The organism is Propioniferax innocua, assembly GCF_006716235.1.
Lineage (GTDB): Bacteria > Actinomycetota > Actinomycetes > Propionibacteriales > Propionibacteriaceae > Propioniferax > Propioniferax innocua.
In genome coordinates this window covers 378,263-393,953 of sequence record NZ_VFOR01000001.1, presented here as the reverse complement: position 1 = coordinate 393,953, position 15,691 = coordinate 378,263, and the positions used below count along the sequence as shown (strand labels likewise).

Annotated in this window: 15 protein-coding genes and 4 tRNA genes; 12 read left to right on the top strand and 7 right to left on the bottom strand. The window is 63.7% G+C overall.

The features are described 5' to 3' along the window. Positions 1-66 precede the first annotated feature (66 nt). The 4 genes from msrB to FB460_RS01790 all read right to left on the bottom strand — a co-directional run bounded on the left by msrB (position 67) and on the right by FB460_RS01790 (position 4,905). A complete protein-coding gene (gene msrB / locus FB460_RS01805; protein WP_142092407.1) occupies positions 67-498 on the bottom strand; it encodes a peptide-methionine (R)-S-oxide reductase MsrB in 432 nt (143 codons plus the stop codon). A gap of 106 nt (positions 499-604) precedes the next feature. Next, complete coding sequence (locus tag FB460_RS01800) at positions 605-1,471, bottom strand: endonuclease domain-containing protein (RefSeq protein WP_142092406.1); 867 nt, start codon at positions 1,469-1,471, stop codon at positions 605-607. 96 nt (positions 1,472-1,567) lie between these two features. Then, positions 1,568-3,709, bottom strand: a complete 2,142-nt coding sequence (locus tag FB460_RS01795) for a 3-hydroxyacyl-CoA dehydrogenase NAD-binding domain-containing protein (protein WP_142092405.1) — start codon at positions 3,707-3,709, stop codon at positions 1,568-1,570. Beyond that, the gene (locus FB460_RS01790; RefSeq protein WP_142092404.1) at positions 3,709-4,905 is read right to left on the bottom strand and encodes a thiolase family protein; all 1,197 of its coding nucleotides are present in this window, start codon (positions 4,903-4,905) and stop codon (positions 3,709-3,711) included. The genes FB460_RS01795 and FB460_RS01790 overlap by 1 nt, the downstream gene beginning before the upstream one ends. Before the next feature lie 173 nt (positions 4,906-5,078). Between FB460_RS01790 and FB460_RS01785 the strand changes: the two genes are divergently transcribed. The 6 genes from FB460_RS01785 (at position 5,079) to FB460_RS01760 (ending at position 10,433) form a co-directional block, all read left to right on the top strand. Next, positions 5,079-5,717 carry a KpsF/GutQ family sugar-phosphate isomerase gene (locus tag FB460_RS01785; RefSeq protein ID WP_211345790.1) on the top strand — a complete coding sequence of 213 codons (639 nt, stop codon included), beginning with the start codon at positions 5,079-5,081 and terminating at the stop codon, positions 5,715-5,717. Then, positions 5,717-6,664 carry a ribokinase gene (locus FB460_RS01780; protein WP_142093299.1) on the top strand — a complete coding sequence of 316 codons (948 nt, stop codon included), beginning with the start codon at positions 5,717-5,719 and terminating at the stop codon, positions 6,662-6,664. Before FB460_RS01785 ends, FB460_RS01780 begins: the two co-directional genes overlap by 1 nt. Then, a complete protein-coding gene (gene fucP / locus FB460_RS01775) occupies positions 6,658-7,983 on the top strand; it encodes an L-fucose:H+ symporter permease (protein WP_142092403.1) in 1,326 nt (441 codons plus the stop codon). The genes FB460_RS01780 and fucP overlap by 7 nt, the downstream gene beginning before the upstream one ends. Positions 7,984-8,002: 19 nt before the next feature. Continuing rightward, on the top strand, positions 8,003-8,422 hold the full coding sequence (locus FB460_RS01770; RefSeq protein WP_142092402.1) for an RbsD/FucU family protein: 420 nt from the start codon (positions 8,003-8,005) through the stop codon (positions 8,420-8,422). An 88-nt stretch (positions 8,423-8,510) separates the two neighbouring features. Beyond that, the gene (locus tag FB460_RS01765; RefSeq protein ID WP_170209907.1) at positions 8,511-9,515 is read left to right on the top strand and encodes a LacI family DNA-binding transcriptional regulator; all 1,005 of its coding nucleotides are present in this window, start codon (positions 8,511-8,513) and stop codon (positions 9,513-9,515) included. Between the two features lie 60 nt (positions 9,516-9,575). After that, positions 9,576-10,433: a polyphosphate kinase 2 family protein gene (locus tag FB460_RS01760; RefSeq protein ID WP_142092400.1), complete on the top strand. Its 858-nt coding sequence runs from the start codon at positions 9,576-9,578 to the stop codon at positions 10,431-10,433. Between the two features lie 5 nt (positions 10,434-10,438). On the opposite strand, the gene FB460_RS01755 is transcribed toward FB460_RS01760, so the two are convergent. After that, positions 10,439-11,242 carry a sirohydrochlorin chelatase gene (locus FB460_RS01755; RefSeq protein ID WP_170209906.1) on the bottom strand — a complete coding sequence of 268 codons (804 nt, stop codon included), beginning with the start codon at positions 11,240-11,242 and terminating at the stop codon, positions 10,439-10,441. Positions 11,243-11,457: 215 nt separating this feature from the next. Between FB460_RS01755 and FB460_RS01750 the strand changes: the two genes are divergently transcribed. Beyond that, positions 11,458-12,738: an ABC transporter substrate-binding protein gene (locus FB460_RS01750; protein WP_142092398.1), complete on the top strand. Its 1,281-nt coding sequence runs from the start codon at positions 11,458-11,460 to the stop codon at positions 12,736-12,738. Between the two features lies 1 nt (position 12,739). On the opposite strand, the gene FB460_RS01745 is transcribed toward FB460_RS01750, so the two are convergent. Both FB460_RS01745 and FB460_RS01740 read right to left on the bottom strand, forming a co-directional pair. Continuing rightward, positions 12,740-13,792, bottom strand: a complete 1,053-nt coding sequence (locus FB460_RS01745; RefSeq protein WP_142092397.1) for a YihY/virulence factor BrkB family protein — start codon at positions 13,790-13,792, stop codon at positions 12,740-12,742. Continuing rightward, positions 13,792-14,223 (bottom strand): HIT family protein, encoded by a 432-nt coding sequence (locus FB460_RS01740; RefSeq protein WP_142092396.1) that lies wholly within the window; start codon positions 14,221-14,223, stop codon positions 13,792-13,794. The genes FB460_RS01745 and FB460_RS01740 overlap by 1 nt, the downstream gene beginning before the upstream one ends. A gap of 58 nt (positions 14,224-14,281) precedes the next feature. On the opposite strand from FB460_RS01740, the gene FB460_RS01735 reads away from it, so the two are divergent. From FB460_RS01735 to FB460_RS01715, 5 genes are all read left to right on the top strand, one after another. After that, entirely contained in the window at positions 14,282-15,073 is a 792-nt protein-coding gene (locus FB460_RS01735; protein WP_142092395.1) for an IclR family transcriptional regulator, read from the top strand. Positions 15,074-15,137: 64 nt separating this feature from the next. Beyond that, a tRNA-Val gene (locus FB460_RS01730) sits at positions 15,138-15,214 on the top strand. A gap of 129 nt (positions 15,215-15,343) precedes the next feature. Then, a tRNA-Gly gene (locus FB460_RS01725) sits at positions 15,344-15,415 on the top strand. Positions 15,416-15,456: 41 nt separating this feature from the next. Continuing rightward, a tRNA-Cys gene (locus tag FB460_RS01720) sits at positions 15,457-15,527 on the top strand. A gap of 1 nt (position 15,528) precedes the next feature. Continuing rightward, positions 15,529-15,605 (top strand) — tRNA-Val (locus FB460_RS01715). Positions 15,606-15,691 lie beyond the last annotated feature (86 nt).

Here is a 15,691-nt window from a genome sequence, read left to right as displayed (position 1 = left end):
CGGGGCCCTGCATCTGCTTCTGGTGGTGCCGTGGTTGGACTGCCGTATCTGGGGAGCCCTTGTCGGTCAGTTCTGCGTCGGCTCCAGAGTGAGGCAGATGGAGTTGATGCAGTACCGCAGGTCGGTGGGTGTCTGATAACCCTCACCGGCGAAGACATGGCCCAGATGGGAATCGCAGGCGGTGCACCGCACCTCCACGCGCGGAGGGCCGGGGATGCTGCGGTCCTCGACGTAACGGACAGTGTCCTCGGCGAGGGGTGAGAAGAACGAGGGCCAGCCGCAATGGGACTCGAATTTCGTTTCGCTGCGGAACAGCTCGGCATTGCAGGCGCGGCAGCGGTAAACACCTTCGGTGGTGGTGTCGGTGTACTCGCCGACGAAGGGTGGCTCGGTGCCCGCCTGACGGAGCACCTGATACTCGGCCGGGGTGAGCATCTCACGCCACTCGTCCTCGGTCTTCAGGACGGACAGCTTGGGTTTCTCGGGGCTCTCAGTCATGTCTGCCAGTGTATGACCGCTGACGTAATGCAGCGTTTGATCGCCTTCTGGGCCCGTCACAGAAACGATCATGGATCAAACGCTGCACTGCGTGTCGCGTCAGGGATCAGGCCACGCGCCGGTCTCGGTGGCTCCAACGGTGCTTGCGGGCGCGGGTCATCTGCCTGACCATCTCCAGAACCTCGTCCAGCTCGTACATGAGTTGGTTGTAGGTGAATCGAAGGACCTCGTATCCGGCGGACTTCAGGCGCAGGTCACGGCGACGGTCGTGCTCGAAGGCCCGAGAGTTCCAATGGTGGGTCAACGAGTCGCACTCGAGTACGAGGCGGTCACCGACCAGCATGTCGACCCGATCCTGACCGATCTGCACCTGGATCCGGACCCGGTAGCCCTCGGCTCTCAGCGCACAGCGGAGGATGGACTCGGTGCCGGATTCGCTTCTCGGATCGACCTTCGTCATCAGGTCATGCACTCGCCGGTGCCATGTCGGCGCGGCCATGAGCACGTCGGCGGCCAAGGATGATCGGTCGGCGAGCCGTTCATGCAGGATCGAATCCACCATCGCGATCCATTCGAGGTCCGTGGTGCACTGCAGCGCCATGGCAAGACTGACCGGAATCGAGTCGACGGTGGCGTCGGTGCTGATGCCACGAGTCGCCCGGTGGATGACGACACCCGCCGGGGACGTGATGGCTCGGTTGGAGTTCGCGGGGATCCTCACATGGAGTTGGTGGCGGTGTGGGACCCAGCTCTCGGTCAGCGCAGAGAAACAGGTCAGCACACCGCCCAAGGTGACCGCGCGGATCGCCTGCGGTGTTGCTCGTTGATCGGCGTAGCGTCCGCGGCGGAGCCGACGGAGCTGCCCGGTCTCCAGAAGACGCTGGAGCTCGGTGCGGGTGTAGATGCTGAGGATTTCGGCGGTGGTCCAGATCCCGTGCACAGGCCCATTAGGCCCGAAATTCGGGTTCGACACGCCGGAGCGGTGCGAACTGCAGCGTCTGATCCATGATCGTTACGGTGACGTTCACGAGGGGCGGTCAAACGCTGCAGTTCGCAGAATTTCGCCGGCTCAGGCCGGGAGGCTTGCAACTCCTTGTGGGAGGAACCTCTGACCGTTGACCTTTTCGGAGGTGCCCGTGCGGTCCAGGTAAGGGGTGATTCCGCCCAGATGGAAGGGCCATCCGGCGCCGAGGATCATGCACAGATCGATCTCGGCCGGTCCTGCCACGACACCTTCGGTGAGCATCAGACCGATCTCTTCGGCCAGGGCATCACGGCAGCGTTCGAGGATGGTGTCGGGATCCACGGGTGTATCACCGGTGACGAGCAGGGCTTTCACCTCGTCGGGCACGTGGGGCCTGCCGTTCTCGTCCCTGTCGTAGTACGACGAGCGACCTGCTTCGACCAGGTTCTGCAAGGACCGGGAGATGGGGAAGCGTTCGGTGCCGAAGGACTGGTGGAGGGTTTCGGCCACATGCAGCGCGATCGCCGGGCCCACGAGCTCCATGAGCACGAAGGGTGGCATGGGAAGCCCCATCGGAGCGAGTGCGGCATCGGCCTGTTCGATGGGTGTGCCCTCATCCACCACCTTCTGCACCTCGCCCATGAGCCGTGTGAGGATGCGGTTGACCACGAAGGCCGGGGCATCGGCCACGAGGATTGCGTTCTTCTTCAGATTCTTCGCCGTGGCGAAGGCAGTGGCCAGCGTTGCATCGTCGGTGTTCTCTCCCCGAATGATTTCCAGCAGGGGGAGGACCGCGACCGGGTTGAAGAAATGGAAGCCCACCACGCGCTCGGGGTGCTGCAGCTGTGAGGCCATCTCGCTGATCGACAGAGATGAGGTGTTGGTGGCCAGGACACATTCGGGTGAAACATGCTGCTCCAGCCCGGTGAACACCTTTTGCTTGATGTCCATCTCCTCGAACACGGCTTCGATGACGAAGTCGCAGTCGGCGAAATCAGCCTGGTCGGTGGTGCCGGAGATGAGGGAACGCAGACGGTTGGCCTTGGCCTCGGTGGTACGTCCCTTCTCGATGAGTTTGTCGATCTCGGTATGGACGTGACTGACGCCGCGGTCGACGCGCTCCTGATCGAGGTCACTCATGACCACCGGAACCCCCAGCCTTCTGATGAACAGGAGTGCGAGCTGGGATGCCATGAGGCCGGCGCCGACGACACCGACCTTGGAGACCTTGCGTGCCAGGTCCCGATCGGGCGCGCCGGCGGGTTTCTTCGCGCGACGTTGTACCAGATCGAATGCGTAGAGTCCCGAACGGAACTCCTCTGTCATGATGAGCTCGCCGAGCGCGGCGTCCTCGAGCAGGTAGTTCTCGGCTACGTCGTTGTGCTGTGCTGCGGCCATGACGTCGAGGCATCGGTCGGCGGCCGGTGCGATGCCACCTGTCTTCTTGCGGCTCAGCTCGCGGCCGGCGGCGATGGCTTCGGTCCACTCCTGTTCTGTCCACTCGGCATCCTCGACTCGAGCCCGCTCGACGCGCACCTCACCGGTGACGACTCTGGCTGCCCAGTCGATGGAGCGCTCCAGGAAGTCGGCGCCCTCGAACATGGCGTCAGCCAGCCCCATGGCCTGTGCCTTGGGAGCATTGAGCATCTTGTTCTGGTTCAGTGCGTTGCCGATGATGACCTCGACGGCCTTGGCCGGGCCGATGAGTTTCGGGAGAAGTGTCGCCCCGCCCCAGCCGGGGAGGATGCCGAGAAAGACCTCGGGGAAGGCGATGGCCGGGCATGCTGTGCTGATGGTGCGGTAATGACAGTTGAGGGTGACCTCGGTGCCTCCGCCCAGCGAGAGTCCGTTGATGAAGCCGAAGGTCGGGACGCTCGACGTGTGCATCCTGCCGAGGACTGCGTGGCCGATTCGGCCCATCAAAGTGGCGTGTTCGAGGCTGCCGATGGCTCCGATCATCTTGAGGTTCGCGCCTGCAGCAAGGATGAACGGCTTGCCGGTGACCATGATCGCGGACACGTCCTTGCGAGCCAGCACGGCATCGTAGGTGTCATTGATCGCTTTGAGGTCCCAGGGGCCCAAGGTGTTGGGCTTGGTGTGATCGTGGCCGTTGTCGAGAGTGATCAGGACGCCGGTGCCGGCACCGTGGGGGAGTTCGATATCGCGTGCGAGTGCGCGGGTGACGATCTCGGGCTCGGGCGTGATGGCGCACGCCTGTTCGAGGAGTTCGTTGACGTTGTCGTACATCAGTTGTCGCCTCCGGTGTAGTGGGGGTTCTCCCAGATGACGGTGCCGCCCATGCCGAGACCCACGCACATGGTGGTGATCCCGTAGCGCACCTCGGGTCGCTCGGCGAACTGCCGTGCCAAGTGGATCATGAGGCGGACGCCGGAGCTGGCCAGTGGGTGGCCCAGAGCGATGGCGCCGCCATAGGGGTTGACGCGTTCGTCGTCTTGGTCGATGCCGAAGTGATCCAGGAACGCGAGCACCTGCACGGCGAAGGCCTCGTTGATCTCGAAGGCGCCGATGTCGTCGATGGTCAGACCCGCACGTTGCAGGGCGCGCTCGGTCGAAGGAACGGGGCCCACGCCCATGACGGATGGGTCCACACCGGCGAATGCGTAGCCGACGAGCTTCATACTCGGAGCGAGTCCGAGTTCAGCAGCTGCCTCGGACTCAGCGAGCAGGCAGGCCGTGGCGCCGTCGTTGAGGCCTGCGGCATTGCCCGGCGTCACGTTTCCATGCGGTCGGAAGGGGGTTTTCAGGTCGGACAGGGCTTCGATGGTGGTGCCGGGGCGCGGGGGCTCGTCAGCGGTGGCCAAGCCCCAGCCGAGTTCGGTGCTGCGGGCGGCTGTGGGGACGAGGCCTTGCTGGATGACCCCGGACTCGTAGGCGCGAGCGACGCGTTGCTGGCTCAGGAGTGCGTACTGATCTGCACGCTCCTTGGTGATCGCGGGGAACATGTCGTGGAGATTCTCCGCGGTGGCGCCCATGACGAGTGCGCTCTCATCGACGATGCGTTCGGCGAGGAACCGTGGGTTCGGATCGGTGCCTTCGCCCATGGGATGGCGGCCCATGTGCTCGACACCACCGGCGATGGCGACGTCATAGGCACCGAACGCGATGCCCGATGCCGTGGTTGTCACGGCCGTCATCGCGCCCGCACACATGCGATCGATCGCGTACCCCGGAACGCTCTTGGGCAGACCGGCCAGAAGTGCGGCGGTGCGGCCCAGCGTCAGGCCCTGGTCGCCGGTCTGGGTGGTGGCGGCGATCGCGACTTCATCGACACGTTCGCCGGGGAGTTCGGGGTGGCGTCGCATCAGTTCACGGATGCAGTTGACCACCAGATCATCGGCTCGGGTTTCTTCATAGAGGGATCCGGCCTTGCCGAATGGCGTGCGCACGCCTTCGACGAAGACCACGTCTCGGGTAACAGGCATGCGGGAATGTTACTAGCAAGTAACTGATTCTGGGAAGGGGGTGGTGGGCTCGAGGTGAGGCAAGTCACCTGATGGCCCGGGTTTGGCTCTTGTGCATGTAAACGATTACTCGTACCATGATTCATGGTTGAGAAAACGATTACTCGTCGTTGTTGACGAGTGCTAGGGGATCAATGATGAATCCGGCAATACAACCTCCGGGACGCAACCGGAGTGCGGCTGCGGCGTTGAAAGCCATTGACGTCGAGGCGGCGGCGATAGAAGGGGTGCGCGCCACGGCCATCGAGGATTTGCCGCCCGCGTTGGAAATCCTCGATGCCTGCCGAGGAAAGATCATCATCTCGGGCATCGGCAAATCTGGTCACATCGGTCGGAAGATGGCGGCAACATTCGCGAGCGTCGGCAGGCCGTCGCTGTTCGTGCACGCCACCGAAGCTCTCCATGGGGACTCAGGCGTCGTCGGTCCCGGCGACGTGGTCATCCTGATCTCCAACTCCGGACGCACCTCGGAGGTCTGCTCCTTCGCGCTCATGCTCCAGGAGTGGGGGATCCCTCGGATCGCTTTCACCCAGAATCCCGACTCTCCTCTGGGCTCTCTGTGTGATGCCACCGTTCGCCTCACCGTCGAGTCGGAGGCCGATCCGTTGAACCTGGCGCCCACCAGTTCGACGACGGTCACTCTCGTGCTCGGTGATGCCCTCGCGGCGGGGCTCATGGAAGCCGCGCAGTTCACCGCCGATGACTTCGGCGCACGGCACCCCGGCGGCTCCTTGGGGGCACGGGTCGGAAATCACGGAAAGGAAGGTGCGTGATGGGCGTCATCGTCGTCGGCTCATTCATGTATGACTTGATGGTGGAGGCTCCGCGCCGCCCCGAATTGGGAGAGACGTTGCGCGGAACAGCTTTCCGTCGATCGGTTGGCGGGAAGGGGTTCAATCAGGCCGTTGCGAGTGCGCGCGCAGGTGCGCGGACCGAGATGGTGGGCATGCTGGGGGAGGACCCCTTCGGCGCAGAATTCCGGTCGGTGATGGATGCGGAGGGCATCATTTCCGAGCATGTGACCTCGTGTGTTGAAGGGCATTCGGGGACCGGCGTCGGAATGCCGGTGGTGTACCCGGACGGCAACAATTCGATCATCATCATTCCTCGTGCCAATGAGGAGATGGGTGTGCCGGAGATCGAGGATGCCGCAGAATCGATCGAGAACGCCGATGTGCTGCTGATGCAGCTGGAAATCCCCAATGATGCCGTGCTTCGAGCGGCTGAGATCGGCCACCGGGCGGGCACCAAGGTGGTGCTCAATCCTGCTCCGTTCCGTGATCTGCCGCCTCGCATCTGGGCGCTCGTCGATCTCTTCACTCCGAATGAAGGGGAGCTACGGGCGTTCTGTCGTTCGCTCGGGCTCGGCGGTGAGGGGCCGATCGATGACTTGGCCAAGGCGTTCGCCGGACGTCTCGATGTGGAAGTCGTCGTCACTCTGGGGGATGCAGGCCTCTTGCGCGTGAAGCCGGCAGGTGCGGTCGAGCACATCAGGGGGCATCGTGTGCACGCGGTGGACACGGTGGGGGCCGGGGACACGTTCTGCGGAGCGCTGTGCGCCCAGCTGGCCCAAGGGATCGACCTGTCCCAAGCGCTCGAGTTCGCGAATGCAGCCGCCGCTCTCTCGGTGACACGAGCGGGCAGTGGGACGAGTTCGCCCAGCGTCGAAGACGTTCAGAGCATACTGATCAACGGCTTCCCGGAGGTGGCGTCATGCTGATCAAGAATCATGCGGAGGTCCGACCTGATGGCTATCTGGACCGCACCCCGTGGTTCCAATTCATTCTCCTGGCGCTGCTCTTCTCGCTGTGGGCCACTGCGGCCTCGCTGAATGACATCCTCATCACGGCGTTCAAGAGCGTCTTCACACTCTCCGACGTCGCCACGGCTTTCGTGCAGAGTGCCTTCTATTTGGGGTATTTCGTGATCGCAATCCCCGCGGCACGGGTCATTCGTCACTTCACATACAAGACGGCGATCATCATCGGTCTCGTTCTCTACATTGCGGGTGCCTTGCTATTCCTGCCCGCTTCGCATGCTGGGACGTATGCGATGTTCCTGGTCGCCCTCTTCGTGCTGGCGGTCGGACTTTCGTTCCTCGAAACCTCGGCGAATACGTACGGATCGATGATGGGCCCCAAACGCAACTCGACGCAGCGGCTCAATATCGCCCAGACCTTCTACCCGTTGGGCTCGATCCTCGGCATCGTCATGGGAAAGTACCTGGTCTTCGGAGCCGGGGACTCATTGGAGGAGCAGCTGGCGAACGCGGCCCCCGAGCAGCAGGCGATGATCGCCGAGCAGGCGCTCCAGGCGATCCTGCAGCCATACAAGGTGATCATCGTCATCCTGGTCGTGGTCCTCGTGGCGTTCCTGCTGACGGAATTTCCCTCCTGCAAGCCGCGTGACACCGCTCATGAAACCCATGCCGGCGTCCTCGAGACCCTGAGGTACCTGTTCTCGAAGAAGGACTTCGTCATCGGCATCCTGACGCAGTTCGTGTACATCGGGATGCAGACGGCGGTGTGGTCGTTCACCATTCGTCTCGCCCTCGAAGAAGACAAGAGTCTGAATGAACGCGCGGCCTCCACGTTCATGATCATCAGTTTCGCATTGTTCTTCGTGGGCCGTGGAGCGGCATCGTCGCTCATGTCTCGGTTCCGCGCCGCGCGGATCCTGCAGGTGGCCTCTGTTCTGGGGGTCCTGTGCATGGCCTACGTGGTCGTGGTCCCGGGCATCACTTCGGTGTACGCGGCGGTTGCCTCGGTACTGTTCTTCGCTCCGTGCTGGCCGACGATCTACGGCAAGACGTTGGAGACCATCACCGATGCTCGCTACCGCGAAACCGGTGGGGCCATCATCGTGATGTCGATCATCGGTGGAGCAGTCCAGCCGGTGCTCCAAGGGCTCGCCTCGGACATGATCGGTTCGCTGCGTCTGTCGTTCGTGGTGCCCCTGCTCGCCTATGTGATCGTGCTTGCGTACTTCACCTACATGTCCGGCCGTGGTGATGACGCTGTGGCGACACAACCCGCCTGAATCCCAGAGGAGAAATACCATGTTGAAAAATATTCCTGCGATCCTGTCGCCAGAGGCCGTGAAGCTGCTCATGGAGATGGGCCACGGTGACACAGTGCTGTTGGCTGACGCCAACTATCCCGCCCACACCAACAACGACCGTGTGATCCGCGCGGATGGCCACACGATCCCTGATCTCCTCGAGGCGGTGCTGGCGCTCCTGCCGCTGGACACCGTGGTGGACCGTCCGGCAAGCGTCATGGCCACCGGGACCGACGAGTCCCCGGCGGTCTGGGCCCGATTCAGTGAGATCGTCGATTCTGCAGGTGGTCCGGCCGAGCTGGAGGAGATCGAGCGCTTCCGTTTCTATGAAGTGGCATCGCACGCAGCTGGGATCATCCAGTCGGGGGATACGACGCTGTTTGGGAACATTCTGTTGCAGAAAGGAACCTTGCAGTAGCGTTCGAATCACTCGGACTGAGTCAATGTGCATGAAGCTTTGGGGCTCCTCGACGCTGTCGGGGAGCCCCTTGCGTGGAAGGGGACCGATGGGACGGCCCACGATCGGAGACGTGGCTGCAGCCGCAGGAGTATCGACCGCGACGGTGTCGCGCTTCCTGAATGGCGTGGGAACGGTTGACCCGGAGCTCGGCGCGCGAGTCGAACAAGCGGTCCAGACATTGGGCTATGTCCGGAACCCCGCAGGTCGGGCGCTTCGTCGTCAACGAGTGGACATGGTGTCGGCCATCGTCCCCGATACCCGGAACGACTTCTTCATGGGGTTGACCTATGGTTTGGAGTCGGTTCTCTCCGATAGCGGGATGCAGGTGGTCGTGGGGAACACCGACGAGTCTCCGGCCCGGGAGCGTGTCTACGCAGAGGCCGCCGTGTCCAACAGGTTCTCGGGCGTGGTGTTGGCCGTGGCTTCGCAGGATTCCGAGGCGCCGAAAATCCTTGGGAACGGCGGCATACCGCTGGTGCTGGTCGACCGTCAGGTGGACGGGTACATGGGGCCCGCGGTGACCGCCGACAACACTGCCATCGGCGAGCAAGCGGCTCGGCATGTGCACGAGATGGGATACAGGCGTCCCGCCGTGCTCGCCAGCTCGAACCGTATTTCGACCACGCGAGAGCGAGCGGAAGCATTCTGTAGAACCGCCCGAGAGCTTGGGCTGGAGTTGCCGGATGACTTGGTGGTGTCGGCCGATTCTCGGGAAGTGGGCGCAGAGACCGCCATGTGGTGGCTTCTGGGCGTCCAGCATGACTTCGATTGTGTGTTCGCCACCAATGGGCCGCTCACGGCGGCCGCCTTCCGGGTCCTGCGCACTGCCGGACGCCTCGAGGAGCCACGCATCGGCCTGGTCGGTGTGGATGATGAGCTCTGGACGGACATGGTCGATCCGGCGGTCACGGTGTTCCGTCAGCCTCTCGAGGAGATGGGGCGGGTTGCGGCCACCTTGTTGATGGCGCAGGTGAAGCGTTCCCCGATCGATGAAGAAGCCGTCGTGTTGCTCCCGGAGTTGGTGATCCGGGATTCAACGCGACGGCGCTGAGGGGCCGCTGAGGGGCTTGGTGCCGAAAGGTGTCTTGACGCGATGCGCGAAGATTGCGGCATGACCAAGATCGATATGACAAACGCGCTGCGTCTTCCCGCCGGGTCGGTGGATCTTGCTGCTTTCGACCCGCGGGCGACGCCGGGGCTTCCTGAAGGTGAGGGAAAGGAGGACGGGTACAAGCGCCTGGCGGAGTTGGACGCTGAGCTCTCCGACCTGCAGGAACGTCTGTTTGCCGCCGGGCGTTCGAACCCGGCCTCTGCCCCTCGGATCCTCTTGGTGTTGCAGGGCATGGACACCTCGGGCAAGGGTGGCGTGATCCGCAAGGCGGTTGGCCTCGTGGACCCGCAGGGGGTCCAGATCACAGCCTTCAAGGCGCCGACCGCGGAGGAGCGTCAGCACGATTTCCTGTGGCGTATCCGTCGTGCCCTGCCGAAGCCGGGCATGATCGGCATCTTCGATCGCTCACAGTACGAGGACGTTCTGGTGGCCCGCGTCGAGGGACTCGTGGAACCCGAGGTCTGGCAGTCGCGCTACGAACAGATCAACGCTTTCGAACAGGAGAGCGCCGAGTCGGGCATCACCATCATCAAGTGCTTCCTGCACGTTTCCAGGGACGAGCAGGCCGAACGTCTGCAGGAGCGCCTGGATGATCCGGCGAAGCATTGGAAGTACTCGCCGGGCGACCTCATCACCCGGGCCCACTGGGATCAGTACCAAGCCGCCTATCGCGACGTGTTGGAACGCTGCAACACCGAGGTGGCGCCATGGTTCGTGGTGCCGGCAGACCGCAAGTGGTATCGCAACTGGGCGGTTGCTCAGCTGCTGCTGGAGCACCTGCGGTCCCTCAAGCTGGAATGGCCCGAGGCAGACTTCGATGTGACCGAGCAGAAGGAGCTGTTGAAGCGCTTGTCCTGACTCGGTCAGGCGCCCACGACGTGGAGCTGTGCAGTGGCGGGAGCCTCGGCACCGTCCTCGCCGTCGGAAGCTTCGTCGGGGCCGAAGCTCAACAGGTCCATCGCCGCCACCGAGTAGCGTCCGAAAGCCATGTCGCAGACCTCCGGCGCGAAGCCGATCGGCTTTGCGACCGCGATCGCCCCGGCTCCGATGGCGTCAGCCCGGCACTGGGCGTAGGTGTCGTGCGCGGTCAGGAACATCGAGCCCACTGCGATGTGACGACGGCCTTCGGCTCGGAGCTGCGTGATCGCGGCCCCGACCGAATCGCTGGCGACCAGCGCGGGCAGGCGGTGGTGCAGTGACCACTGGCGTGCACGGCGGGCCAAGATGCTGCGGCTGCGTTTGTCTCGCGATGGCTCTGTCGCCAGAACGAGGCCGTCGAGTTCGCCGACGCGGGCGCTGGCGAGCTCCTGACGCAGGCGGAGGTCGATCAGATTCAGCAGGCCGGTCTCAGGGCCGACAGGGCGGGCCAAGCTCAGGGTCATCTTCGGGCAACGCGCCTGCGCTGCGGTCATGATCTCGTCGAGCCGGGTGCTGGTGTTGAACAGGTTGGCCAGATTCAGGGGCACCAGGATGGCTTCGCGGACGCCACTGCGTTCGAGTCGGCTGAGGACTCGCTGAGCAGTGGGATGTTCGTGGTCGGCGAAGGCGATGTGAACCGGAATGTTCGGGTGTACCGACTGCATGTGGGCGCGCATCTTTCGAATGACCTCGGAGACCACGGGAAGGGTCGAACCGTGGGCCAACAGGATGAGCGCCGGTGCGGACATCGGTATGCCTTTCTGTGCAGTCGTCCCCGGATGATGGCCGGGTGATGCTTCACCCAACCTTGCCGGATGGGTGCCGAACAAGAGTTGTCTTAACATACAAGATGTCGTCTCGATGTGCGAGCGAATGGTGTGCCGCTGTGTCGGAAGTGTGCGTGGCAGACTGGTCGATGGTCACCTGCGCCGGGTGACAGCACGTCATTTCGAGGGGAGGGCCAGTGCGTCACGTCAGCCGTCGTGGGTTCCTCGCTGCGGGTCTCGGTGTCGCGGGCGGAGTCGTGGCCGGTTGCTCGGCCGGTGATGACCTTCCGCTCCCTCCGATGTCTGACCCGGAGCCGACGGTCAACTTCCTCACCTTCGCCGATGGCAACGATGAAACGGCTTTCCAGGAGCTCTGCGACGGTTTCCGTGATAAGACCGGTATTCGGGTGAAGATGGAGGTCATTCCCTACGCCGATATGGCTGAGACGCTGACCTCGCGGATCGAACGGGGCGTCCAGCCGGACGTGGCCCGCGTCTCGGATGTGGCGTCGTACAAGGCGGACCTGCTCGATCTGCGCCAGTACGAACCGCAGAGTTTTCAGAATCCGTTCCTGTCGCAGTTCGATCGAGCGATCCATGACGGGAATCGCCTGGTGGCCGCACCCAGCGATGTCACCGTCACCGGACTGCTCGTCAACCGGGATCTTTTCCGCCGCGCCAACGTTGCGGTTCCAGACCCCGAGAATCCTTGGCGGAGCTGGGAGAAGCTCTTTGGTGATGCACGCCGGGTCAAAGATGTGGCGATGTCGGAATATGCCTTCCTCATGGATGTGTCGCTGGGGCATCTCTCGTCGTTGCTCAGCGGGTACGGAACGACATTCTTCGATCACACCGGAACCGAAGTCGCCTTCGACGTGGCAAAGGGAACCGAGGCAGTGACGATGTTCCAACAGATGCACCGTGACGGCGGTATGCCCACGAGTCTGTTCACGCAGGCTGGTGGGCGTTACAAGTCTGCAGCCGAGATCTTTGCCGCGGGCCAGGCGCCGGTCTATCTGGCTGGCAACTGGCAGGTCGTTGCTTACGCTCAGACGCTGAGCTTCGACTGGACGGTGGTCCGTAACGTCGTGCAGGAACGCACCGGAGCCTTCCCGGGAGCCAGGTTCCTGGTTGCACTCAAGCACGGTCAGCGTCAGCAGGAGGCGGCTAAATTCGTGGCCCATATGACGAGCGCGGCATCCCAGCTCCGGTTGGCGGCAACGGCCAACCACATGCCGACGCGACGTGACGTCCGGGCTGCCGGTGCCACCTACGGAGTGCATGAGGAACAGATGGAGCTTTTCGAACGCGAATTGGACGAGGCGCCGTCCAATGCATGGGGAACCGCTTTCGCGTCCGGATTCACGCCCACCGGGGCGGTGCTTCAAGGGCAGTTGGAGAGCCTGCTGTCGGGAACGGCCACGCCCGATGGCGTTGCCGCCAGCGTGCGTGCGGCCGCGGAGACCAACGTCGGTTGAGCTAGCCGTGTTGGGTCGGGGTTTCGTCGTGCTCGATGGTCAGGTCATGGGGCCTGGTGGGGTCCTCCACAGGTCTGGGCGGCGCTGAATCGTCTTCGAGGGAGACGCTGGTGCGTCGTTTCTCGGTCTTCCCGCTGGCCGAGGTGAGGACGCGGTCGGCCTCGCGTTGGGTGAGCCCGGCAAGTTCGGGGGAGACGCTGGCCACTGCGGCGTTCAGTGCTGCGCCGATCAGGATGGCCATGGCGATGAGATACAGCCACAGCAGTAGGGCGATTGGCGTCGACAAGGGGCCGAACACCGAGGAACTGCCGATGGCGAACCCAAGTGCACGACGCAGGATCTCCGATCCTGCGATCCACACCACCATGGTGAACATGGCGCCGGGAATGGCGCCGAACCAACGGTCACGCAGGGGGACGGCCACGTGGTACAGCGTCGCGACCGCGGCGGTCGTCACCACCACGACGATCGGCCAGTAGAGGTCGCCGAGCCAGGTGAAGGCGTCGGGCGTAATGGCGTCGACGATCCGAGGGCCTGCGAGCATCAGAGGGAGCAGCACGGCTCCGCCGAGCAACGCGATCACGTAGACGCCGAAGGCGAAGAGTCGCTGGCGGATCCATGAACGTTCGCCGGACATCCCGTACATGATCGTGACGGTGTCCACCAATACGGACATGGCGCGCGACCCCGACCACAGGGCGATGACGAAACCGATGGAGATCACATCGAAGCGTCGGCCGCCCAGAACCTCGGCGAGTGTTGGCGCGATGAGCTGTTGCACTGCGTCATCGGTCAGGAACTTGCCGCTGAAGGCGAGCACCTCGTTCTGGAAGGTCTCGAGCGTCGTGACTGGGTAGGCCCGGGCGATGAAGCCCACCACTCCGGCGAGTCCGAAGATGAGCGGCGGGATGGCGAGCATCCCGAAGAAGGCGATCTCCGCGGCAAGCCCGCCCACCCGGTAGGTCATGCACCCGGTGATGGTGCGCCACACGATGCGGCGTCCGACCGTGCCGGCGAGCATGCGGCGGCTCGATGCCCGGGAGGTGGAGGGCATCAGGCGGGGACGAATTCTCCGTGGCCGGCCTCGCGCAGGGCCGCGCGGATGGCCTCGGCGGCTGCATCCATGCGTTCGGGGTCGGGGTCGGCGACCATCTCGTCGGGGTTGAGCGAGAATCCGGCCATCGAGTTGGCAGGAAACACATGCAGATGCGTGTGTGGCACCTCGAAACCGGCGATGAGCAGGCCGGCGCGTTGGGCATCGAAAGCGGTGCGCACCGCCTCGCCGACCTGTTGGGCGACCACGCCGAGATGGGCCATGGTCGTGCCGTCGAGATCGGTCCAGCGATCGACCTCCTCGATGGGCACCACGAGGGTGTGGCCGTAGGTGATGGGGGCGATGGTGAGGAATGCGACGCAGGTCTCGTCGCGATACACAAAGCGTCCTGGCAGCTCGCCGTTGATGATGCGTGTGAACACAGTGGCCATGGGGCGATCCTAATCGAGATCGGCGGCGGAAATCGTGCCCCATGGCTAATATGCGGGCATGACAGGGCAGACGAGACGCGATCCGCGGACCGCGGTCGACAAGGCGATGGCGCTGCTCAATGCGTTCGGCGACGAGGCCCATCTCGGGTTGGGCGTCAGTGAGCTGGCCCGACGCGCCGGGCTGTCCAAGTCGACCGCCTTCCGGGTGCTGGCGATGTTGGAGCAGAACGGTGCCGTGGAACGTGCGGGGACGGCCTTCCGCCTGGGGCCGATGATCCAGAGTCTGGGGGCGACGCAGGAATCGGACTACCTGGGTCGGGTTCGTGATGCGATGACCCCGTTCCTGGCCGATGTGTACGACCTCACCCGACAGACGGTGCATCTCGCCGTGCTGCAGGGGACCGAGGTGGTGTATCTGAACAAACTGCACGGACATCTTCACAAACGAATGCCGTCGCGGATCGGTGGACGAGTCCCGGCGTACTGCACTGCGGTGGGCAAGGTACTGCTGTCCTATGAGCCCGATCGGGTTGAGGAGAGCATCTCTCGGGGCCTGGTGTCGTGGACGCCGAACACCATCACCGACCCGGTGGCCTTTCGCCGTGAGATCCGTCACGTGCGCACCAGTGGGCTCGCTTTCGATCGGGAGGAGATCACCAGGGGGCTCAACTGCATCGCCGCGCCGATCCTCTCCGGTCGTGGCAAACCGGTCGCGGGGTTGTCGATCTCGGGGCCGGTCGGGCGTTTTCGTCCCGATGACTATGAGAAGGAGCTGCGTCAGGTGTGTTTCGCCGCTTCGCGCGCGGCGTCGGTCGTGGAGATCGATTCGAGGCCGTCGGCGGGGGAGTGACGCTCTTCGGTGCTGCTGTGGTTTTGCGTTGACCGAGCAGCGGCACTATAGTTCAACTTCGCCCGGGCGATTGGCGCAGTTGGTTAGCGCGCTTCGTTCACACCGAAGAGGTCAGCAGTTCGAGTCTGCTATCGCCCACCACCGAACCGGGTCCTCGTGGCCCGGTTTTCCGTTCCCGGCATGCTTCGGGGCGGATTTGCGCCGGTGGTGAGGAGTGAGTATGGTTGCTCTTCGTCGCCAGCGATGGTGGCAGGTCACAACAGTGATCACGCGGACGTGGCTCAGTGGTAGAGCATCACCTTGCCAAGGTGAGGGTCGCGGGTTCGAATCCCGTCGTCCGCTCGGAGTGGGACCTCCCACTGTTTGAGGGAGTTCCTCCTCACGGTGGGTTGGCCGAGAGGCGAGGCAACGGACTGCAAATCCGTTTACACGGGTTCAAATCCCGTACCCACCTCGGGCGATTGGCGCAGTTGGCTAGCGCGCTTCCCTGACACGGAAGAGGTCAGCAGTTCAAATCTGCTATCGCCCACCACTTGAAAGCCCCGCCACGGCGGGGTTTTCGTCGTCTCAGGTGTCTTCGTCGTCTCAGGGTGCTTCGGCCGGGCCGCCCGTGTCCGA